This window comes from Nocardia tenerifensis NBRC 101015 (assembly GCF_000308715.1).
GTDB classification, from domain to species: Bacteria; Actinomycetota; Actinomycetes; order Mycobacteriales; family Mycobacteriaceae; genus Nocardia; species Nocardia tenerifensis.
Genome location: NZ_BAGH01000309.1, coordinates 26,669 through 49,557, shown reverse-complemented (window position 1 = coordinate 49,557; position 22,889 = coordinate 26,669). Strand labels below are relative to the sequence as shown.

The window sequence follows — 22,889 nt, the reverse complement described above, 5'->3', positions numbered from 1 at the left end:
GGAGGTGACGGATGACCAAACCAGCCGCTGGCACACCCAAACGGCAGGCGCCACTGAAGGTCGACCCCGCGACCGATGAGTTGATCTCGCAGGCAGCGCACTTCCTTGGCATGACCAAAAAGGACTTCGTGACCGAGGCCGTTCGCGTATACCTAGAGCAGCGCAGGGAGGAGGTCCGGCGCGGGATGGTCGAATCCATGAAAGTGCTCGACGGATCTTTGACTGCCAGCGTCGCGATGCTGACCGGCTTGTCTCCCGAACGGATCGAAGAGCTTGGCGTAGTGGGCGACTGGGAGGAATAGCACCATGACGGTTGGGCCGACACTGCGCTGCCTTCGCGACGATCTGCGCCTGCCGGTTCCCTCCGCCGCACTACCGCTGGATCAGGTCGAGCATCCACTACTCGCGAAGGCGAGCGAGCAGTTCGCCGATCCCGATACCCCGCACGAGCGGATCCGCGCCATCGATGACGTGATCCTGTTCAAAGTCAAGGTCAGGCGCTGGCGCGGCGCCGTCCACTGTGACGCTGCAGAGGCCGACGTCCCCGTATGGCTGGTCAGCGCTGGTATCCGTGAAGACGGCTCCGCCGACGACTTCTATGCCGCGCTGGAGCAGCAGTGCCGAACGGCACGCCAGCGCTACAACGCGTCCCATGACCGCCCACTCACCACTGACACCCACAGCCAACACTTGCTCCCGGACACCGACGATCACGAGCGCTACCGCGTGGAATTCGCTACGCGGTTCGCTCTGCGGTTGAACAAGGCGATCGTCGACCTCGTCCTCGGATCACTGCGCGACGGCCACGAACACGCCCTGGACATGGCCGGCTTCCGGCTCGGTGTGCAGGTCCGCGCTGACGACGGCCACGAAACCTATGTCGCCATCCGCATCACCGGCTCAGTGCCACCCAACATCACTGCCGTGATCCTGCACCGCGTACCCGGCGGCGCACCCGAAGCATGGTTCCCCGAATCCTCCCTTCCCGAACGCGAACTCATGCCCGCCGAACAAGTCTGGTCGAACCTGATGGACCCGAAAGAAGCCGCACGACTCCTCGAAAACGACGACTGAGCGGGCGTTCCCAACAGGCACTCCGAACCATGACCTGGGACACGTCGAATTGTCGGTGTGTGGACTCGTCGGATTTGCTGTGCTGTAGCGCTTTTCGATTCGCGGCGAACGGTTGCCGCTGAGGTCGGCTGACTGGCGGTCGTCATTCGATGCGGTCGTCGGGTGGGTGGGTGTCTTCTGGGGGCGATTCGAGTTTGGTGTGTGCCGGTTTGGCGACGTGTTGGAGGGTTTGGAGTAGCTGTTCGATTGCGGCTTTGGGGAAGACGAGTTGGTAGCCCTCTGTGTGGCTGCGGGCTTTTTTCAATTCGATGCCGAGGCGGTCGAATTCGGTGACGAGATCTACGACGGGTCTGTGTTTGCGGGCTAGGTTTTGTAGTGCGGTTACGCCGGTCTCGACGTCGTCGTCGGATGGTGCGGGGGTGGGTTGTTCGCCGGTGGGGGATTTTAGGGGGGCGGCGTGGTATAGGGCCGCGGTTGCGCTGCCGGGGGGCAGGCCGAGGGCCTCGAGCGCTCGGTCGTATTTGGCCGCGGTGGTGGAGCTGATGGTGTCGACTTGGCCGCTCTCGATGCGAGACTGGACATTTCGGGTGGGGCCACCGAGGTCGTGGATTCGCTGGTGGGTTATCAGCTCATCGGGGAGATTGCGCTGCCGGAACGCCTTCAGCTGCCGGCCGAACCGTTGTCCGTCCGACTCGACGCTATGACGCTTCGCGGTCTCATCGGCGCCCATGGTGAACACCATACCACCTGGCTGTGCAGAGCTACCCATCGTGCACACTCGTATCGCGTCATCGTGCACACGAACACCGCCAAGCCCTGGCCGATTTCGGCCGCGAGTGCACGGCATACGTGCAAAATTGCCAACCATAGAGGGCGTTGCTTCAAACCTATGGAGACAGGCTATAGAGCCTAGTCATGCAGTATTTTTGGCCAGAAGATCAACTACGGTACGGTGCAGCGAACCGGGCATCATGCACAGCAATGCACACTGATGCGTTGACATGGACACCCCGGATCGTTACGTTCGTCTACGAGCGCAGGACTTGGCACCAGAGGTAGAGACCGCCTATGTGGACGTTCGGCACGATTCAGCAGATTCCCGATGCGACTACGTTTGCCTGCGCTGGTCAGCCGGATCGGCCGGTCGCCCTGGCCTCGGCGCCCGAACAGTGCGAATCGACGAGGGAAGTCCGCTTCCCGAATCGGTGTCGCTGCTCGCACAAGCCTGTCGTGTCCGATATTTCGAGCCAATCGACAAAAATTTCCCCTCCCGAAATGGATGGACGTTTCGCGAGGGGCATCGATTTCTACAACGTGTTGGGGACGGCGTCGTCCGTCAATGGCGGCAAATCGGCCATACCTTGTGGCGCATTGATGCATGGATTATGAACGAAGGTAACGCGATGAGTTCTATTCAGAGTTCCACCGAGGACGTATCGACCGCACACGAGGGCATTGCCGTGGTGGGGATCGGTTGCCGATTCCCAGGACAAATCGCCAGTGCCGACGACTTCTGGCAACTCTTGCTCGAGGAGCGGGATGCCATTCGCGATGTCCCGGCGGACCGGTGGACGAAGGCCGCCTTCTACGACCGCGATGCGTCCCGTCCGGGGCATCTTCGGACCCGTGCGGGCGGATACCTGGACGACATCACGGCGTTCGACGCGCACTTCTTCGGCATCACCCCGCTCGAGGCGCAGCGGATCGACCCGCAGCAGCGTCTGTTCCTGGAGACGACCTGGGAAGCGTTGCAGGATGCCGGTATCGTTCCCGAAAGCCTCGCCGGCAGTAGGACCGCCGTCTACGCGGGCGTCTCCGGCCATGACTACGGGATCATTCAGCTCAATCCCGAGAATCGTTACCTGCTCGGCGGCCACACCATGGCCGGTATCACCAATTGTATTGTGGCCAACCGCGTCTCGTATCTGCTCGATCTTCGCGGTCCGAGCATGATCGTGGACACGGCGTGCTCGTCCTCGTTGGTCGCCATTCACCTCGCGTGCCGGAGTATTCGCTCCGGCGAGGCGTCGATGGCGATCGTGGGTGGCGTGGGCGCGAACATCTTGCCGGAGACCACCATTGCGTTCAGTCAGGGGACATTTCTGTCGCCCGACGGCCGATCCAAGTCGTTCAGTCGGTCGGCCGATGGTTATGTGCGCAGCGAGGGGTCGGGCACGGTCATCCTGAAACCGCTGTCGGCGGCCATTGCCGACGACGACCGCATCTACGCGGTGATCCGCGGTACCGCGACCAATTCGGATGGTCGCACGAATGGGATGACCGTGCCCGGCGAGGAATCTCAGACTCAGATGATCATGGATGCCTGCCGTGACGCGGGTATCGCTCCGTCCGACATCGGTTATGTCGAAGCGCACGGAACGGGGACGCCGGTCGGCGACCCGATCGAGGCGCGCGCGCTCGGAAACGCGCTGTCGGCCGGGCGTAACGGGAACGGGCCGTGCATCGTCGGCGCGGTGAAATCGAATTTGGGGCACCTCGAGCCCGCGGCCGGGATCGCCGGAATGATCAAGGCGTGCCTGGTTGTCAGCAAAGGTGAGATCCCCGCGAATATTCATGCGGCGGAGCCGAACCCGGCGATCCCGTTCGACGAGTTGAACCTGCGGCTTGCTACCGCCCGCCAACCGTGGCCCGAGAATAGACCGCGCCTGGCGGGTGTGAACTCGTTCGGGTTCGGCGGATCGAATGCCCATGTGATTCTCGAGGGGCCGCCGGATCGAGCGCCCAAGGCGGACAGAGTAATTGAGCGTGCCGCGCACGAGCCTGTGCTGTTCGGTCTCAGCGCCAAGTCGAAGGACGCGCTGCGCGCGTACGCCGACAGTTACGCGGACTTCCTCGACGACCCCGCGACGGCCGCGGTGCTGCCCGGCATCGCGGCCACGCAGGCACAGACGCGTTCGCATTATGACCATCGCCTCGCCATGGTGTGCTCGTCCGTGGACGAGTTGCGCACCGCCCTGCACGACGTGGCGGCGGGCTCGTCGCCGGAGTCGGTGCGCACCGGTGTCAAAGGCCACGCCGCTTCGAGTGTGGCCTTTGTGTTCTCGGGTCAAGGCCCGCAGTGGTGGGGCATGGCGCGTGAGCTGCTGGAGCAGAGTCCAGTGTTCCGGCAGACGATCGAGCGAGTCGATGCCGAGCTGAGCAAGTACGCCGACTGGACCGTGACCGAGGAGCTGCGCCGCGATGAGGCGGACAGCCGCATCGGCGAGACCTTCATCGCCCAGCCCGCGGTGTTCGCATTGCAGCTCGGCTTGGCGGCGTTGTGGCAGAGCTGGGGGTATCGTCCCCGCGGCCGTCGTCGGGCACAGCATCGGCGAGGTCGCCGCCGCCTGCGTGTCGGGGGCGCTCTCGTTCGAGGACGCGGTACGGGTCATCTTCCATCGGAGCCGGGTGCAGCAGAAAGCATCCGGGAAAGGGAAGATGCTCGCGGTGGGTCTGCCCCGAGACGCGGCGGAGGACCGAATCGCCGCGTATCGCGGGCGGGTGGCCGTCGCGGCGCTCAACGGCCCGGAGTCGACCGCCCTCGCCGGCGACCCCGACGCGCTCGAGGAGATCGAGCGTAAGCTGAACAACGACAAGATCTTCTGCCGCATGCTCCAGGTCAGTGTGGCGTTCCACAGCCACCACATGGATCCGCTGCGGGACGAACTGATCTCCTCGCTCGCGGGACTGGCGTCCGGTCCGGCGACGATTCCGATGTACTCGACGGTCACCGGCGCCATCGCACCCACCGGCGCGCTCGATGCCGAGTACTGGTGGCGAAACGTGCGCGAGCCCGTGCGATTCGCGCCGACCATCGATCGCCTGATCGAAGACGAGCACCTGACCTTCATCGAATTGGGCCCGCACCCCATTCACGCGACCGCCATTGCGGAGTTGCTCGACAAGCGGCAAGTCAAGGGAACTGTCGTCGGATCGCTGAATCGCAAGCACAGCGATCGCGTCACCCTGTTGAACTCGCTTGCCTCCCTGTATGTTGCGGGTTTCGACCCGGATTGGGACACTCTGTTCCGCGGCATCTCCGAACGTGTGCCGGTGCCCTTCTACCCGTGGCAGCACGAAAGCTATTGGCTGGAGGAGCCGACCTCACGCAACCACCGATTCCCGTCGCTGGGGCATCCGCTCGTCGGGGATGGAAGCCGCGTCGCGGTCGCCGACGAGCCGGGCAAACACGTATGGGAACTGAAGCTCGACCCGGTCCGATTCCCGTGGCTCGACGATCACCGGGTCCAAGGGCCCATCGTCTTTCCGGCGGCGGGACACCTGGACATGGTGATCGGCTGCGCGGAAGACGCGTTCGGTGCGGGCTCGTACTCGCTCGAGAATGTTGAATTCCGGCGCGCCCTTTTCGTTTTCGACAACCGCCCGGCACCCTCGGTCCAGGTGGTGCTGACCGCGGCGCTGCAGTTCTCCGTGTACAGCCGTCAGGACGGCGACAAGGATTGGAGTCTGCATTCACTCGGGACCCTTCGTCGCGAGGCGCCCACCCCCGCGCTTCCCAAACCGCTCGCGGAACTTCAGGCCGAGTGCACCGCTGAGGTCGATCCCGCGGGTTTCTACGCCGACCTCCAACGCAATGGCCTGTCCTTGGGCGAAACGTTCAAGGCGGCCATCAAGTTCACGCATGCCCCCGGCCAATCTCTGGCGCTGCTCGAGACGCCGTCGGCGGCCGCGGACGAGGCGCCGCGTCACGCGTTCCATCCGGGGCTGCTCGACTCGTGCATCACCTCGCTCGCCATGGTCTACGACGATGTCCTGCTGAGTAATCGCCCCGACAGCGAAGCCAAAACGCTCTTCCTTCCGGTCGAGGTCAAACGGCTCAGCTATTACCGCAAGCCCAGCGGCACCGTGTACTGCTACGGAAACGCACGCCTGCACGGGGATCCGATGTATCGCGAGGGCGATTTCTGGATCGTCGCCGACGACGGCACGATCGTGGCCGAGTTCGAAGGCTTGCGGCTCAAATCCATCACCCAAAGTACCGATGCGGGCGACGACCTCCTGCAGTCGTTCTACGACTTCCATTGGTACCCGGCGCCGGTGCACGCGAAGACCCGCATCCCCGCCGATTTCCTTCCGTCGGAAGAAGATTTGCACGCGGCCGTCGATCCGTTGATCGCCGAACTGCGGGACTGGTCGGTCAACAACCACTACCACGCGGTGACGGAAGTGGATATGGACCGGCTGTGCATCGATTATGTGACCGAGGCCTTTTACCAACTGGGCATGGACTTCTCGATCGACCGGCGCTTCACCCTGGACGAGGTCGCGCGGGAACTCGGCGTTCACGAGAAACATCATCGGTACCTCGGTCGCGTGCTCGAACTGCTGTCGCTGGCGGGGATCATCGAAGACTACGACGCCGGAACGTGGCGGGTACTGATCACGCCCACCAGGGTCGATCCCGCACCGATACTCGCTCGGCTCCGCGCGGAGCATCCGGAATGCACGAGCGAGTTCGCGGTGCTGGAGCGCTGTGGCACGAAGCTGGCCGCCGTCCTTCGCGACGAGGTCAATCCGGTCGAACTCATCTTCCCGGAGGACGAGTTCGAATCGGTCGCCGATCTCTACGGGACCTCGTTCTCGTTCGAGAAGACCAATCGCATCGTCCGCCGCATCGTCGCGGAGTTGCTGCGGGCTCTGCCGAGCGACCGACCGGTGCGCGTGCTCGAGATCGGTGCCGGCACGGGCGGCACGACCGGCCATGTGCTCGCCGAATTGCCTACCGAGCGTGCGGAATACGTGTACTCGGATATCTCTGAGCTGTTCCTCGCCAAGGCGCGCCAGCGGTTCGCCGACAGCGATTTCCTGGACTATCGAATCCTCGACATCGAGTCCGACATCGAAGCGCAAGGCTTCGATCCGCACTACTTCGACCTCGTCGTGGCGTCGAATGTGTTGCACGCCACCGCGAGTCTGCGGGCGACGCTCGACAACGTGAAACGGCTGCTGACGTCGCAGGGGCAGCTGCTGATCGTCGAGGGAGCGGTGTCGCCGCACTGGGTCGACCTGACCTTCGGTATGACCGAAGGGTGGTGGAAGTTCGCCGACCACGATCTGCGGCCGGACTACCCGCTGTTGTCCGACGCGGCCTGGCGCGACTTCCTGCCGACCGCGGGCTTTGAGCACGTCCAGGTCTTCTCCGAGCGGGCCACCGCGGAGCAATCCGGCAACTCGGTGATCCTGGCGCGCGGGCAGGAGCTGGACCTCGAGCCGTATCAGCCGCGCGTCGAGCCGGGTGCCTGGGTCGTCCTCGCGGACGCGGACGGTGTCGCCGAACGCTACCTCACCCTGCTCGGGGAGGCGGGCGCCGCCAGTGTCGTCGTCACGCGCGGCGCGGGCTTCGAGCAGGTGGACGCCCGGAGTTTCCGAGTGCACCCGACGAGCAGCGCGGACATGCGGCGCGTGGTGGAGCACGTGCGGGAACACACCGGAGGCGTGGCCGGCGTGCTGCATCTGTGGAACCTGGATTTCGCGGGTTCGGAGCTCAGCACCGAACTGCTGCCCGAGCTGGAACTGCACGGCGCTTACAGCGTGATCGCGCTGGCGCAGGCGGTTCAGGAGCTGGAGTGGACCAAGGCGCCGCGGTTCTGGGTGGCGACGGCGGGGGCACAGATCATCGAGGAGGCCGACCGCGTCGCGCCCGCACAGCTGCCGAGCTGGGGAATTCTCCGGGTGCTGTTGAACGAGCAGGTCACCCTGCCCGCGAAGATCATCGACTTCGATCCGGCGACGCCGGACGCCGGGCAGCGCGCGTCCCAGCTCCTCGATGAGCTGCTTCATGTGCAAGCCGCGGACGAGGAGGTCGCCTTCCGCGCGGACAGGCGCTTCATCGACCGCCTCGACCACGTCTCGCTCGCCGAGTTCGAGGCGTCGGTGGCGACGCTCGCCCGCGTGTCGGACGAGACCTCCTTCGCGCTGGCCGCGCCCGCCGAGCCCGGGGTCGAGCAGCTTCGGTTCGAGAAGCAGGCCGAGCCGGTGATCGGTCCGGGCGACATCGCCATTCGGCCGCTCGCCACCGGCCTGAACTTCCGGGACGTCATGCTGTCGCTCGGGGTGCTGTCGGAGGGCGCGACCTTCGGCGGGTTCTACGAGAACAACCTCGGTGTCGAATGCGCCGGAGTGGTCACGCAGGTCGGATCCGAGATCGAGGGCGTCGCCCCGGGGGATCGTGTCGTCGCCTTCGCTCGCGGGTGCTTCGGTTCGATGGTGGTCGCCGATGCCCGGCGGGTCTTCCCGGCACCGGCGGACCTCTCGGCCGCGGACGCCGCGACGCTGCCGATGGCATACCTGACCGCCTGGTACGGCATGGTGGAAGTGGGCAGGCTGCGCCGCGGCGAGCGGGTGCTCATCCACGCCGCCGCCGGCGGTGTCGGGCTGGCCGCGGTGCACATCGCACACCTGCTCGGCGCCACGGTCCTCGCCACCGCCGGTAGCGAAGAGAAGCGGGAATACCTTCGAACGCTGGGTGTCGAGGACGTTTTCGACTCCCGTTCGCTGGCGTTCGCCGACGAGATCCGACAGCGCTACGACGGTGTCGATCTGGTGCTGAATTCCCTTCAGGGCGAGCCCATTCCGAAGAGCCTCGAACTGCTCCGCCCCCGCGGGCGGTTCATCGAAATCGGCAAGAAGGACATCTACGACAACTACAAACTGGGTCTGAAGCCGTTCGGCAACAACCTCATCTACGCGGCGATCGATATCGACCGGCTGCTGCTGGAGGATCCGGCGTTGTGCCGCGAGTCCATGACGAAGGTGCTCGACGGTGTCGCGGCGGGCGCGCTGCCCGCGCTGCCCCACACGGACTTCGGCGCCGACGACGTGGTCGCCGCGTTCCGATACATGGCGGGCGCCAAGCAGATCGGTAAGGTCGTCGTCGAATTCGAGCCGGAGACAGAGCTTCTCGTCTATCCGGCCACGAGTGCGGACCAGGCGTTCGTTGCCGACGGCACCTACCTGGTGACGGGCGGATACACCGGATTCGGTCTGTGGACCGCCCAATGGCTGGTCGACCGGGGCGCGGGCACCGTGGTGCTGGTCGGGCGCCGGGCCCAGATCGATGCCGAGAACGAGTCGGTGATCGCGGCGATGCGGGAGTCCGGCGCCGAGGTGGTGCTCGAACGGGCCGACGTGTCCAGCGAGGCCGAGGTCGTCGGGCTGTTGGAGCGGCTGTCGGAGCTGCCGCCGCTGCGGGGCGTCTTCCACGCCGCGATGGTGCTCGACGACGTGGCGCTGACCCAGATGACAGAGGAGCAGTTCCTGCGAGCCGTGCGGCCGAAGATCGACGGCACGTGGCATCTGCACAACCACACGCGCACGCTGGAATTGGACGCCTTCGTCATGTACTCGTCGATGAGCTGGTACATCGGCACGCCCGGTCAGGCCAACTACGCCGCGGCGAACGGGTTCCTGGAAGCGCTTGCCGCACACCGCCGCGACCTCGGACTGCCTGCCCTGACGATCAACTGGGGCGCCATCGGCGAGGTCGGGTTCATCGTGCGCAACAAGCTCGACACGCTCGCCCGGATGGGATGGAAGGCGATCTCACCGGATACAGCGTGCGGCTTCGTCGGGCGGTGCCTGACCCAAGGTGTCAGCCGCGCAAGCGTATTCGGCGTGGACTTCGTGATGATGAGTCAGGTGATGCCGTCGTTCCGCAGCTCGCTACGGCTCGCACACCTGGCCGTCGACGGCGCCTCGGGCTCGGCCACCACGTTCGGTACCGAGAGCCTGCGCGCCGAACTCGTCGAGCTCGCGCCCGACGCGCGCGAATCGCGACTGGTCACTGCGCTGTCCGAGCAGGTCGCGCGGATCTTCGACATGCCGGTCGAGCGCCTGGCCCACGACGTTTCCCTGACCGACCTCGGCATGGACTCGCTCATGGCAGGCCAGATCCGCAACGTGCTGGCCAAGCAACTCGACATCGACTTCCCGACCATGGGCCTGATGCGCGGGCCCACCCTGGTCGAGCTCGCCACCGATGTCCTCGCCCACGTCTTCGACACCGGGTCGGTGGCGCTCCCCGCGTCCGGGGCGGAACCCGCGGGCCCGGAGCGCTGGATCCGCGCGACGAAGGGCCGATCCGACACCGCGACGCTGCGCGTGTTCACCCTGCCCTTCGTCGGCGGCAGCGCGTCCGCCTTCACCTCGTGGGCGAACAGCCTGCCCGACACGGTCGACGTGGTGGCGATCCAGTACCCGGGCCGGGACAACCGCATCGACGAGGTGCCGATCGACTCGATGCCCGCCTTCATCGCGGAACTGGCCGACGCCATGCTGCCGTACCTCGACCGGTCCTTCGTCATCTACGGGCACAGCATGGGCGGACTGATCGCCTACGAACTCACCAAGTATCTCGAGCAGCAATTCGCCGAGGTCCCGATGAAACTCATCATCGGGGGATGGCCCTCGCCCGAGCTGGTCGAGGGGTACGTGCGGAACCTGAAACACATCCGCGACGGCTTCGATCTGGACCGCGAATCGGATAGCCGGATTCTCGAAGTGTTGCGCGACAACGGTCTTTTCGCCGAACACTTCGACGACGAATCGGCGGTCAAGCCGCTGATACCGGCGGTGCGGGCGGACCTCAAGATGCTCGGCGACTATCGCTTCGACGACGGTGTCACGCTGCGTGCTCCGATCACGGTCCTGCGCGGTGCCGACGACCCGCTGTTCGAGCCGGCCCAGCTGCGCGGCTGGGAGCAGCTGACGATCGGCGAGTTCTCGCTCACGACCGTTCCCGGTGGTCACCTGTTCATCCAGAACGCGAGCCCGCAGGTGATGGAGACGATCGCCGAGGAGCTGTCCGCCGAGAACGCCTTCCCGAGTTTCACGGGTCTCGTGGTCGGCGCCGACTAGCTCCATGAACAGCGTGAACGGAGAATCATGAATCAAGTCGAACGTTACGACGTCGTGGTGTGTGGCGGGGGTTTGGCCGGCCTGACCGCGGCGAGGCAGATCAGGCGGGCCATGCCCGACTGCACCGTGCTGGCGCTGGAACGCAGCTCCGGCGACATCCCCGACGCCGCCTACAAGGTGGGTGAATCGGCGGTCGAAGCCGGTTCGCACTACTTCGCCGAACAGCTCGGCCTCAGCGGCCATTTCAACCGGCAGCAGCTGCCCAAGCTCGGGCTGCGCTTGTTCTTCGGCGATGCCCACGGCCCCTTCGAGGCCCGGCCCGAACTCGGTTCGCGGCGGTTCCCGCGCGTGCACTCGTATCAGATCGACCGCGGCATCTTCGAACGAGAGCTGCGGCGCGGCGTTCGCGAACTCGGTGTCGATCTCGTAGAACTGGCCAAGGTGACCGATGTCGACCTGGCCGCCGACGACGAGGATCACGTCGTCCACTACGAACTGGAGGGCGACAGCACCGAACGCACGGCCCGGGCGCGCTTCCTCGTCGACGCCTCGGGTCGCCACCGGCTGATCCAACGCAAACTCGGCCTGGGCAGGCCGAGCGCGCACAAGATCAACGCGGCCTGGTGGCGCTTCCGCGGTGAATACGACGTCGAGAAGATGGCGGCGGCCACCAGCCCGACCTGGACGCCGAAAACCCAAGAGCGCCGGTGGTTTTCCACCAATCACCTGATGGGCACCGGCTACTGGGTGTGGATGATCCCGCTGTCGTCGGGAAACACCAGCGTCGGCATCGTGACCGACGAGAACGTCCACCCCTTCAGCGCCTACTCGACGGAGACCAAGGCCCGCCGCTGGCTCGACGAATACGAACCGACGCTCGCCGGGTTCATCGAGAAGGCCGAGATCATCGACTTCCGCAAGGTGCGCAACGCGAGTTACTTTTCCAAGCAAGCGTTTTCGCACCATCGATGGTCCTGCGTCGGCGAGGCGGCCGTATTCCTCGACGCCTTCTACAGCCCGGGCTCCGACTGGATCGCCTACACCAACACCATCACCACGCGGATGATCGAACTCGACCGCAAGGGCCGACTGACCGAGGCTGTCGCCGACACATACAACCAATTGCTGCTGGAAGATCTCTGGCAGAGCTACTTTCCGGTTTACCTCAACAACTACCCGATCTTCGGGCACGCGCCCGCCATGTTCACCAAGGTCATCTGGGACACCTCGTTCTACTGGGCACTGCCCGCCCAGTTGCTCTTCCGCGGACTGATCGCCGACGCAGACGCGGCCGCCGAATTCCATCCCATCGCACAGCGATTCCACGGCATCCAGCGGCGCATGCAAGCGAACCTGCGGGCCTTCGCGACGCAAACGCGTCCGACGGACGAGTACATGTTCCTCGAGTACAGCAAGGAACCCATCTGCACCCAGCTGCACTTGGACCTGATCACCGACAAGACCGCCGACCAGTGCTTCCGCGACATGCGGCGCAACGTCGACCGGTTGGAATCGTGGGCGGGGTCGTTCGAGCGAGAACTCGCCAAGAAATACGACGTCGCCCAGCCGGAGTCGACCCCGGCCGCCGTCCGATAACGGCAGGCCGGAAGCCAGCGGCGGCGTGGAGAACCGCCTCGAGTCCATTCGTCGATGTTTCGCACTGGAAACGACACTGACGCTTAAACTGATCATGCTGGCGGAGCGTGAGTTTCGGGCCGCGGGAAGGGGAGCCGAGAGCTCATGCCAGAGCGTCACGCAGCCATCGTTCGGGGTGAGGAGGGGCTATGACCGGGGAATCCACCGCGCCGCCCCTGTTCGTCCAGAGGTCGGGGACCGGGCCGCCGGTCGTACTGGTGCACGGCGGGCTGCCCGCGCGCGTGACGTGGGCCCGTCAACAAGAACTCGAGGCCCGTTGGTCGCTGATCATGCCGAGTCGTCGAGGCTATGCGCCCAACCCCCCGACGCCACGGCAGGACTTCCTCGCCGACGCAGACGACCTGGCGGAGCTCATGTCGGAAAGCCCTGGCGGCGTGCATCTCGTCGGCTTCTCGTACGGGGGTTTGGGCGCGAGTGTCGCGGCCGGACGACTGCCACACCTGGTTCGGTCGCTGACCCTGATCGAGGTGCCGATATTCGTCGCCGCCGAGAACGACGAATCCGTGCGGGAACTGGCGGCTTTGGCCGACCGATTCGCCGCGGACGCGGACGACGCGCAGGCCGAGCGTGATTTCTATGCCATGGCCGGCGTGGGACGGAAGATGCCTGCCGAGGAGGAAGAAGACATTCGCCAGGCGATGCGACTGTGGCGCAACCTTCGCTCGCCGCGGGAGGCGAAGCCTCGGTTCGACGCGATCGTCGAGGCACACGTGCCGGCGCTGGTGGTCTCGGGCGAGCACAACGCCGGGCTCGAGCGCGTGTGCGATGCCATCGCCGCCCGGCTCGGTGCGCAGCGGGCCAAGGTACCCGGCGCCGGGCACGCCGTCGCGCGTGCACCGGGGTTCAACACGATATTGGAATCATTTCTGACAACGGCGCAACGCAGCCGCGACAACGAAGGACGCACTCATGAGCGATGACGCGATTCACGGGCACGACCAGATCCTCGAGCACACATTCGCCATGCTCCGCAGCTTTCCGATCCCGCCCGGAGTCGAGCTCATGCTTCCTCCGCCGTCGACGAAGACCCTGGACATGCAGTTCGAAGAATACGTTCCCGGTCGGTCGTTGACCGCGACAATCGCGGTGCCGCAGCAGTACGCGAACGCGGTCGGCCTGCTGCAGGGCGGATTTCTCTCGGCGATGATCGATGACCTCTTCGGGGCGCTCAGCTACCTGACCGCGGGCGGTCCGACGACGAGTTTGGACATGACGACGAATTACCTGCGCCCGGTGTTCGCCGGCGAACGGCTCAGGTTGCACACCATGGTGCGCAAAGGCGGACGAACGGCCATGTTCCTCGCCGCCGAAGCACACAACGGATCCGACAAGCTGGTGGCGACGGCGACGTGCACGATCCAAGTCCTGCCGGTGCCGACTTCGTAGCAAGAGGAACCCCATGACTGTGAGTCAGCCGTTCGACTACTCGGGCCGCAGCGTTTTCGTAGCGGGCGGTACGAGCGGTATCAATCTCGGCATCGCACACGCCTACGCGAAGGCGGGAGCCAGTGTCGCCGTGCTGTCCCGTAAACAGGCGAAGGTCGACGCGGCCGTCGCCGAACTGCGCGAGCACGGCGGCTCGGTGCTCGGATTCGCTGCCGACGTGCGTGAATTCGACGCTGTCGCCGCGGCGTTGAGCTCAGCGCGGGACCGATTCGGTGAACTGGACGTGCTCGTCTCCGGTGCGGCGGGCAATTTCCCCGCGCCGATCACCGCCATATCGTCGAACGCGTTCAACGCCGTCATCGGCATCGACCTGGCCGGCACGTACAACGTGCTGCGGGCGGGGTACGAGCACCTCCGCAAACCCGGCGCGTCGGTGATCACCATCTCCGCGCCGCAATCATCGATCCCCATGCCGTTGCAGGTGCACGCGTGCTCGGCGAAGGCCGGGGTCGACATGCTGACCCGGGTGTGCGCGATCGAGTGGGGCGCGGCCGGTGTCCGCGTGAACGCGGTCGTCCCCGGGCCGATCACCGGCACCGAGGGGATGGCGCGGCTGGCGCCGACTCCACAGATCGAGCAGGTCGTCACCGAGTCGGTGCCGCTGGCCCGATTCGGGACCGCGCAGGAGATCGCCGACTGCTGCCTCTGGTTGAGTTCGCCGATGGCGAGTTACGTCACCGGAGCGCTCATTCCGGTCGACGGTGGGTGGTCGCTCGGCGGCGCGGCGCAGATGTTCACGGAGATGCGCAAATTCGTCGAGAATCCGGAGCGCCTCGCCGGTTATAGCTCGCCGAGCTAGGTTCGCGGATGGATCCGTCGGGCGGCGGTCCTGCCGCCGTCGCCTGACGGGCTTGCCCGACAAGCGGTTCCAGCGTCGTCATACCCTGCGGTAAGCAACGCCCGCCGACCCCCCTCTACGAGGCCGCTGTCGTCGCCCGCTGGCACCTGCGTGCACTTCTCGGCAACGATCTGAGACCCGCTTGCGCGATGACGATGCATCCCCGACGCCTGCACATGCGCGCCGAAACCCGCACTGCTGCAACACCACCGACCTCATTGGCCACCAGCTGAACAGCCGTTGCACCAGACGCAAGATCGCAGACCACGTCCGGTGCCGACATGCTAGCCTGAGTTCGGGGACAAGGAATGATGCCGAGTTCGGTCGAATGGACCTTTCAACGATAAGCGCTGTGCCAGCGGCAATGACGCCGTTGTTGAGGCGCGGTCAGTAAGACCCGATTTGCAAGGGTAAGGGGGAAATCGTGATTGGACCCCGATCTACATTCACCCACTCGATGCAGCAGCCCGAGCCGGCGGTTGCGCCGACGAGCCAGAAATCGCTGACGTCGCCACCACCGTCGCTCCAGCACGCGAGGCGAGTGGCATGAAATGGTTTCCGCGCGAAGTCTCCGCCTCCGGGCGGAAACTCCTTCGAGGTCAGATTTCTACGCGTGCCCGGCTGCATTCGGTTGTCGACCGTCTGGAGCTGCCGGTGGACTGGACGGTCGAGGAGTTCATCGGGTCGGTCGAGCACACACGCGGGCGCCGGATCGTGCGATTGCTGCTCCCGCCCGCCGCCCCGGTAGGGCTGTGCGGGCTGTGGCTGGTGTGCATGGACTGCGACGTCATCCTGCTTCGGCAGTCCTCCGATCCCGCGATAGACCTGCACGTAGCGCTGCACGAGGTCGGTCATATGCTGCTCGGCCACGGGCAGGACACGTCGATCCCCACCGATGAATTGACGAGACTGGCCGGTGATTTGGCGCTGGACCACGAGATCGACCCCGGCACCGTCCGCGCGGCCCGTGGACTGTCCAGCTACGCCTCGAGCGAAGAGTACGAAGCGGAGCTGTTCGCGAACCTGATCAGCTCCCGTGCGCGAAGCATCGGACCACGCCGCGACCCGATGGTGAAAGAGCTGTAGTGCATGTGGCCGGACGACCACCTGCCGATCTGGGCCACCCTGCCTGCGACGCTGTTCATCGTCGCCATCGCGATCCTCCGGCCCGCCCTCACCCCGCGCACGACCATGTTCGGCAGCCTGATCAACACCGTGCTCGGATTCGATGCGGCAGCGGCCATCCTGCGTGAGCCGGTCATCGCCCGCCGGGTGGCCGGAGTCGTCCCCGGTGGCCTTCCCACGGTTTTCGATATCTGGCACTGGCTGACCGTGACGGCCTGGGCGTGCGGGCTCGGAATGGTGATGTTCCGCGAATACGGCCGGGTGCATTTCCGAATCCGGTTCAAGATCGTGATCGTGCTGTCGGTGGTTGTCGGCGTCGTATTCCTGGCGTTGAGCAGTCCGGTGCGGGCGCACGGAATGGCGTCCATCGCGGATTACGGCGGTTGGCGATACGGCGCCTACATCGGGCTGTATTCGATTCTGCCGCTAGTAGTTTCCTGCTACTTGTGCGCACTGAGATATCGAGCTATCGCCTGGCGGGCGACCACCCGGTGGGAAGTGATCATGGTGGTCGCCACGGTGTGTTTCGGCATCGCCAACTTTCTGCCCGTCTGCTCGATCGTTGTCTCCGCCGCTTTGGACGCGACGGGGGTCAGCAGCGAACTGACCCAGCGCATGTACAACCTCGTCTCCGATGGACTCGCCTCCGGTGAGCCAGGACTGTTCCTCTTCACCGCGCTGGTCGCGGTGACGGCCCGGTCCACCGCACAGGCCGTCGCGCAGCTGCTGCGGCTGGATCGCGACTCGCGCACCGCGCGACGGCTGTATCCGCTCTGGCGGGATCTGACCGTCGCCGTACCCCAGGTCGTCTTCCGGCCGAAGTGGGCCGACGATTGGAACGCGTCATCGCTGGAGCGTCTACATCGGCGGCGGATCGAAATCCATGATGCGGCACAGATAGTCGCCAGATATGTGCTTCCCCTGCCGGCCGCCATCGACGACCTGATCGAGAGCACCGTCGCCGAGACGGATCAAGAACACCTGCGATTGGTCGCCGAACTAGCTATCGCGGCCGGGCAGCTCGCGAGAAACGGTGGCGAACCGGCATACGAACCGACCGTCAGTAGATCCGATGTCCCAGACCTGCAGACACTGATTCGCCTGTGGCAGCCCGCAATTCAGCTGCTCTCGACCGACGCGGCCGAGCGTCCGGGAGCTTTGGTGAGCCGCGGTGGCGGTCATCGACTCGGTTCGTGGCTGGGTGTCGGTAGCCGGGGCCGGCCATAGCCCGAGCCGGGCCGGAGCAATCACGCCGCACCAGCGCTCGGCGGTAACCCCTCAGCATCGTGGCTGTGTTCCTGTCCGCGCACCGCCGCGTTCAACACATGGCGCATGCAGCGGCAGAGCTGCTCGGCTCGCCCTTTGCTCGAACGATTTTCCAGCCGTTGCCGCCCGGTCCATAGGCTCGGGCCAGTTCGAGCTGCGTGGACACCAGTGGCCGGCCCGGGCGGACCGGACGGTGAAGTTCACGGTGTCAGAACGAGGCGTCCTGAGAAACGACCGGTGGCGAGGCGGGTGTGCGCTTCGGCGGCTGCGTGCAATGGGAGGATGTCGGCGACGCGGGCGGTGAGCTTCTGTCCGGCGAGACGGGCCAGGGTGTTCCCGTCGGCGTGAATCCATTCGTGGTGAACGGTGATGCCGCGCAGCGGTTTCGGGTCCGGTCCGCCGACGACAGTGACGAAACGGCCGCGGTTGCGGACCGCGGCGAGAGCACGGATGCCGGCACCGGAGGTGTCCAGCGCCGCGTGCGCGCCGCCGGGCACACGCCGGCGCGTCTCGGCCGCGAGGTCGGCGTCGCGTGGAAGTGTCCACCGCGCGCCGACGGATTGGAGGAAATCCGTGTCGCCGCCCTGGACGAGCACCCGCACGCCTTGTTGCGCCGCGAGCTGGACGGCGAAACCGCCGACGGCGCCGGTCGCACCGGTCACCAGGAGGGTGTCGTCCTCGGAGAGGTCGAGCAGATCGAGCGACTGGGCGGCGGTGAGGCCGTTGAGCGGCAAGGTAGCCGCCTCGACCGGCGACAACCCCGTCGGCGCCGCGGCAACGGCGGCGGCGTCGAGCACTACATAATCCGCGTACGCGCCGAGCGACACATCGAGCAGGTCACGCAGGCCGATCACCTTCTGCCCCACTGTAAATCCGTCGACATCCGGACCGAGCTGGTCGACCTCACCGGCGACATCCCAACCGATACCGGTGATCTCGCGCGGCGCCATCAATCCGGCTTCGACCAGCGCGCCCGACCGAGTCGCCACATCGACCGGGTTGACGGTCGCGGCCTGCACCTTGATCCGGATCTCACCCACACTCGGCTCCGGGATAGCCACGTCGACGACCTGCAAGACCTCGGGTCCGCCGTAGCCGCGAGCCACCACCGCTCGCATCAACTCTCGCTTGCTCATGTACACAACTATTAGAGAGCTACTCTTCAATGGGAAGTAGGCACTCGCAAGTGCCCACCGCACCCGGAGGTTCCCATATGTCCACCCGGACCGCGGCGCAACGCCGCGCCGAACACAGCGCCGCATACGACGCCTACCTCGCCGAATGCCCTGCCCGCAAACTATTGGACCGAATCTCCGACAAGTGGGTCAGTCTCGCGGTCAACGCCCTCGCCGATGGGCCACAGCGCTACAGCGACCTCCAGCGGCGACTCGCCAGCGTCAGTCAGAAAATGCTCACCCAGACCCTGCGCAGCCTGGAACGCGACGGCCTGGTCACCCGCACGGTCTGGCCGACCGTGCCCCAGCGAGTCGACTACGAACTCACCCCACTCGGGCGTTCGCTACTCCCCGTCATGCGGGCGATCAAGGACTGGGCCGAACAACATATGGACGAAGTGGAAGCGGCCCGCACGGCATACGAAATGCCAGTCACCGCAAAGTGAATCGGCCGGGATCGACACGGCGGGGGACCATTGGCCGTGCATATGCTCAGGCGGCGTCGCGAGCAGCGCTCAGGAGAGGGACCGCGACTGTGTGCGTTGATGGCGCTTCGGAAAGCTGAGGCCAACGGTGCGCGCGGAGACCCTGCCGGGATGCCTGCGGCAATCGCCGGGGCATACCGTGCCTACGAGTGCAGCTTTCAGACCTATACGATCACTTCGAGAGGCGCGATCGCACAGCGTGTCGAACGTGACCGCCGGAGTCGGGATGGATTCGCTGATCGCCGTGGATTTGTGCCGCGTGGGTCGGCGACGGCCGGGGGTCGGATTCGCGTAGGTTCAGGGGTGCGAAGGCTCCGGTTGTCGGAGATCGGGCTGCCCTGCCGCTGAATGCAATCGAGCACGGTGATTCCGCGACCGGCTTGCTCACCTCCGATCCCCGCGGCGCCAGCGGTGCCACAGCCATCCGCCGCCCAGTCCGGCCAGCAGTGCGGGGACGGCCTGGGCACCGGGGACATGGGGAGTGCGACGTTTGGTCGTCTCTATCGGGAACTGGAGCTCCCGGGTGCTCAGCTGGCCCAGGATCGTCCGGGTCTGGCTGTAGCTGCTGTTCGCGGTGAGCAGCAGTTCGACCATGTTGCGGGCGAGGTAGGTGTTGGACAGCACCTCGCAGGTCAGGTCGACCACGATGTCGGACAGTTCGGCGCGTAGTACCCCGGCGGCGCCGAGTTCGGGGGCCAGGCAGCGGATGGAACCCTCCATGTTGGCGAAGGACTTGCCCAGCATCGGGATCACCGGGCTGATCTTGATGCCGCGATTGGTGGAGTGCCGGAGCAGTGTGGTCAGGACGATGCCGAAGTTGAGGTGCTCCAGCGAGGCCGTCGCCACCTTGGGGACCAGGGTGGATACGTCGCCGATGAAGCCGCCGACGTCGGCCCACTCCGTGAGCATGCCCATCTCCACCCACGCCTTGGCCGCGCCCTCGCCGTCGTTCTGCGCGACGTTGATCAGCGCGAGGGCCAGCTTCAGGCTCGTCGGGCGGTCCAGCCTGCCGACCATTCCCCAGTCGAGCAGGTAGGCGCCCAGGCCGGGTTCGATGAAGATGTTGCCCGGGTGCGGGTCGGCGTGGAACGTTCGCCCTACGAAGTAGCTGTGGTACATGAAGGCCAAGAGGTCGTGGGCGATGGCGGCGCGTTCCTCCTCGTCGAACTCGGCTGCGGGGACATCGCGGATCGAGCCCCCGGCGGCCATGTCCTGCAACAACACTCCCGGTGTGGCCAGTAGGACCTCGGGCACGTGCAACAGGCCGAACTCTCGCGCTTGCGCGCGGCCGACATCCATGTTGCTGGCCTCGACGGTGAAATCCAGCTCATCGACGACGGATTCGAAGATCAGACCCATCATCGCGCCCAGATCGGCCACGGCATTGAACTGCGGACGTGCCGCGGCCACCAGGCGCGCGGCTCGGCGCAGCAGCGCCATATCGGACCGGATCAGCGGCCGGATGCCGGGACGCTGGATCTTGAGGGCGGCGGGCCGGCCGTCGGTGAGCCACACCCGGTACACCTGAGCCAGTGAGGCCGAGCCGAGCGGGCGGTCGACGTCGATGTGGCGGAAGTAGTGCCGCCAGCGCCGGCCCATCTCCGCCTCGAGGACGGGCTCGAACTCCGTGAACGGGGTCGGCGGCACCTGGTCATGGAGTTTGCCCAGTTCGTCCATGGTGGTGGGCGAGACGAAATCTGGTCTGGTGGACAGCATCTGGCCGACCTTGATGTAGAGGGGGCCGAGCTGTTCGAACGCCGCGCGGATTTCCCGGGCGCGCAGCAATGCCCGCTGGTCGGCGTCGCTGGTCACCGAGTGGCGTGCCTCGCGGACGGCCAGCCGCGCGAGGGTGGCGGCCAATCGGCGCGCCCTGTGTTCCCCCACGGTTGTCAGCGTCCGGTCCGGGAGTCGGATTGGGCCGCGGAAGCGCTCATCCGAGCTGCTGGATCACGTGGTGGAGGTCGTAGGCGAACCACAGTTCGGCCATCCGGTCGTGCCGCCAATCGATGAAGGTCAGACCGTCGATGGAGAATCGCTTGCCGGCGGGCTCGATGCCGAACAGCTCGTTCTCGGTGTGGGTTCCGGCGCTGAACCAGCGCAATGCCGTCCGATCTCCCTCCTGAATGACCGCGCGAACTTCCATGCTCTGATCCGGGAACGAGGTCAGCATCAATTGCAGGAACAGCTTGAATTCGGCCGGGCCGTGTACTTCACCGGCGATCGGATCGTGTGCCGAGAAATTGTCGTGGACAACCTCGTGCACGATATCGAAATTGTGCTCGAGCCATATTTCCTCGACGAAACGCAAATGCTGCTCTTTGGCGCTCATTCGGCTTCCCTCGATCCGCGGAATCGACCTTTATCGAAGCTAACCGCACGACGAAACGCCGGTCAACCGGGGTTCCATGCAGTGGAACGTTCGGGCGCGCGGTCCATCCGGCGGGACGCGCATTGACACGACGGGATTATCGGCGCGACGGTATCAAATGAGTTCATCGCCTTTTCCCGCCTATCGAGAAGGTTCTGTCGACTATGGTGAAGACCGCTTTTCTCTTTCCAGGCCAGGGTTCGTTCGTGCCGGGTATCCTGCGCCACCTCGCGGACGAGAGTTCGGTGTCCGAGACGCTGCGTGAAGCCGACGCGATCGCCTCCGGCTACGGCCACCGCGGTATCCGGTCCGCGCTCATCGACGGGGACGGACTGCGGCGGGAAGGGCAATCGCCTCCACCGCCGACGGTGGCGCTGGCGATCTTCACCACCTCCGTGGCGCTGCACCGGCTGCTGCGTGCCGAAAGACAGCGGCCCGACGTGCTGGTCGGGCACAGCCAAGGGGAGATCGCAGCGCTGGTGGCCGGTGGGTGGCTGTCCTTCGAGGACGGTTTTCGTCTGCTCTGCGAGCGCGAGACCCATCTCCGGGAGAGTTCGCCGCCAGGGGGACTGCTTGCGACACGACTCGGTGTGCGTCGCGCGACGGGGCTGGTCGCCGTGCTGGGCGACGGCTCGGCCGCGCTGGCGGCCGACAATGCGCCGGGACAGACCGTGCTGTCCGCCGCCGAAGACGGGCTGGCGACCGTGCAGAAGATCCTCGCCGCGATGGATATCGACGCGGTGCGGCTGCGTGCGCCCTACCCGTTCCATGGGCCGCTGCTCGCGGGCGTCACCGAACTGCTGCGCCCGGCGGTCGACGGGACGGATCCGCTGATCGGGCACACTGCGGTGTTCTCCCCGATCCTGGGCCGGGCGGTCGAGTCCACCGCCGACGCACGGGCTGTGTTGCGCGATCACCTCGTGCGGCCGGTGCGATTCCGTGCGGCGGTGTCGGAGGTCCTGGCCGAGGGGGTGGAGCGGTTCGTCGAGTGCGGGGCCAAATCGACGCTGATCGATCTGAGCCGGTTGTCCGTCCCCGACTCCGTCGAGTTCATCGCACCGCTCGCCCGCCGGGTGGACCGGGCCGGACTGCGCGCGTTCTTCGACGGTTCCGCGGCCGCATCCGAGCCGCTACCCGTTGCCGCATTCCCCAAGGGCGTGCCCGCACCCGCGACCGCTCCCAGCCTCTCGACCTCGCCCGCTGTCGCACCCGCCCCTGCGGCTCCGTCTGCCCTCGCGTCTACGCCCGCACCCGCGCCCGCCGAAGCGGACCAGACGGAGGCGGTGATCACGACGAACGGCACGCTACCCGAGATCGAGGTCCTCACCGACGAACTGCGGCAGATCTTCGCCGAAACGCTCGGTTATCCGCTGGACGTGCTGACCGATGAGGTCGATCTGGAAGCGGACCTTGGCATTTCCTCGGTCAAGCAGATAGAGCTGCTAACCACGGTCCTGGACCGCTACGACCTGCCCACTCCGGACTCGGACATCCGGCCTGGCCTGTTCCCCACGCTGCCAGACCTGGCCGCCTACCTGCGCAAGCTGCACGACGACGCCGTCGCAGCCGCGTGAACGAAC

15 protein-coding genes and 1 pseudogene are annotated in these 22,889 nt (G+C 65.9%); 12 read left to right on the top strand and 4 right to left on the bottom strand.

Going from position 1 to position 22,889, the window contains the following annotated elements; genetic code table 11:
* Positions 1 to 11 precede the first annotated feature (11 nt).
* Both ON39_RS24660 and ON39_RS24655 read left to right on the top strand, forming a co-directional pair.
* Positions 12 to 302 carry a hypothetical protein gene (locus ON39_RS24660; RefSeq protein WP_040737884.1) on the top strand — a complete coding sequence of 97 codons (291 nt, stop codon included), beginning with the start codon at positions 12 to 14 and terminating at the stop codon, positions 300 to 302.
* Positions 303 to 306: 4 nt separating this feature from the next.
* Positions 307 to 1,074 (top strand): hypothetical protein, encoded by a 768-nt coding sequence (locus ON39_RS24655; protein ID WP_040737883.1) that lies wholly within the window; start codon positions 307 to 309, stop codon positions 1,072 to 1,074.
* 142 nt (positions 1,075 to 1,216) lie between these two features.
* On the opposite strand, the gene ON39_RS24650 is transcribed toward ON39_RS24655, so the two are convergent.
* On the bottom strand, positions 1,217 to 1,873 hold the full coding sequence (locus ON39_RS24650; protein ID WP_146251052.1) for a hypothetical protein: 657 nt from the start codon (positions 1,871 to 1,873) through the stop codon (positions 1,217 to 1,219).
* Positions 1,874 to 2,075: 202 nt separating this feature from the next.
* Here ON39_RS24650 and ON39_RS50800 point away from each other — a divergent pair.
* The 8 genes and pseudogenes from ON39_RS50800 to ON39_RS24610 form a co-directional block, all read left to right on the top strand.
* Positions 2,076 to 4,367, top strand: a pseudogene (locus ON39_RS50800) (type I polyketide synthase); the annotation flags it as partial.
* Positions 4,276 to 10,950, top strand: a complete 6,675-nt coding sequence (locus tag ON39_RS46120) for an SDR family NAD(P)-dependent oxidoreductase (protein ID WP_083894665.1) — start codon at positions 4,276 to 4,278, stop codon at positions 10,948 to 10,950. The pseudogene ON39_RS50800 and the gene ON39_RS46120, both read left to right, overlap by 92 nt.
* A 27-nt stretch (positions 10,951 to 10,977) precedes the next feature.
* A complete protein-coding gene (locus tag ON39_RS24635; protein ID WP_051187009.1) occupies positions 10,978 to 12,546 on the top strand; it encodes an NAD(P)/FAD-dependent oxidoreductase in 1,569 nt (522 codons plus the stop codon).
* Positions 12,547 to 12,734: 188 nt separating this feature from the next.
* A complete protein-coding gene (locus ON39_RS24630; protein ID WP_051187008.1) occupies positions 12,735 to 13,526 on the top strand; it encodes an alpha/beta fold hydrolase in 792 nt (263 codons plus the stop codon).
* Entirely contained in the window at positions 13,516 to 13,992 is a 477-nt protein-coding gene (locus tag ON39_RS24625; protein WP_040737881.1) for a PaaI family thioesterase, read from the top strand. The genes ON39_RS24630 and ON39_RS24625 overlap by 11 nt, the downstream gene beginning before the upstream one ends.
* 13 nt (positions 13,993 to 14,005) lie before the next feature.
* Positions 14,006 to 14,851, top strand: a complete 846-nt coding sequence (locus ON39_RS24620; protein ID WP_063713393.1) for an SDR family oxidoreductase — start codon at positions 14,006 to 14,008, stop codon at positions 14,849 to 14,851.
* 693 nt (positions 14,852 to 15,544) lie between these two features.
* Complete coding sequence (locus tag ON39_RS24615) at positions 15,545 to 15,976, top strand: hypothetical protein (RefSeq protein WP_051187007.1); 432 nt, start codon at positions 15,545 to 15,547, stop codon at positions 15,974 to 15,976.
* A gap of 3 nt (positions 15,977 to 15,979) precedes the next feature.
* On the top strand, positions 15,980 to 17,242 hold the full coding sequence (locus ON39_RS24610; RefSeq protein WP_040737879.1) for a DUF6545 domain-containing protein: 1,263 nt from the start codon (positions 15,980 to 15,982) through the stop codon (positions 17,240 to 17,242).
* Between the two features lie 239 nt (positions 17,243 to 17,481).
* Here ON39_RS24610 and ON39_RS24605 read toward each other — a convergent pair whose 3' ends face one another.
* Complete coding sequence (locus ON39_RS24605; protein WP_040737915.1) at positions 17,482 to 18,417, bottom strand: NADP-dependent oxidoreductase; 936 nt, start codon at positions 18,415 to 18,417, stop codon at positions 17,482 to 17,484.
* A gap of 77 nt (positions 18,418 to 18,494) precedes the next feature.
* Between ON39_RS24605 and ON39_RS24600 the strand changes: the two genes are divergently transcribed.
* On the top strand, positions 18,495 to 18,902 hold the full coding sequence (locus tag ON39_RS24600; protein ID WP_040737877.1) for a winged helix-turn-helix transcriptional regulator: 408 nt from the start codon (positions 18,495 to 18,497) through the stop codon (positions 18,900 to 18,902).
* Positions 18,903 to 19,325: 423 nt separating this feature from the next.
* Here the strand turns inward: ON39_RS24600 and ON39_RS24595 are convergent, their stop codons facing one another.
* Positions 19,326 to 20,825 carry an ABC1 kinase family protein gene (locus tag ON39_RS24595; protein ID WP_146251053.1) on the bottom strand — a complete coding sequence of 500 codons (1,500 nt, stop codon included), beginning with the start codon at positions 20,823 to 20,825 and terminating at the stop codon, positions 19,326 to 19,328.
* Between the two features lie 46 nt (positions 20,826 to 20,871).
* A complete protein-coding gene (locus ON39_RS24590; protein ID WP_040737873.1) occupies positions 20,872 to 21,270 on the bottom strand; it encodes an ester cyclase in 399 nt (132 codons plus the stop codon).
* A gap of 203 nt (positions 21,271 to 21,473) precedes the next feature.
* On the opposite strand from ON39_RS24590, the gene ON39_RS24585 reads away from it, so the two are divergent.
* On the top strand, positions 21,474 to 22,883 hold the full coding sequence (locus tag ON39_RS24585) for an acyltransferase domain-containing protein (protein ID WP_051187006.1): 1,410 nt from the start codon (positions 21,474 to 21,476) through the stop codon (positions 22,881 to 22,883).
* Positions 22,884 to 22,889 lie beyond the last annotated feature (6 nt).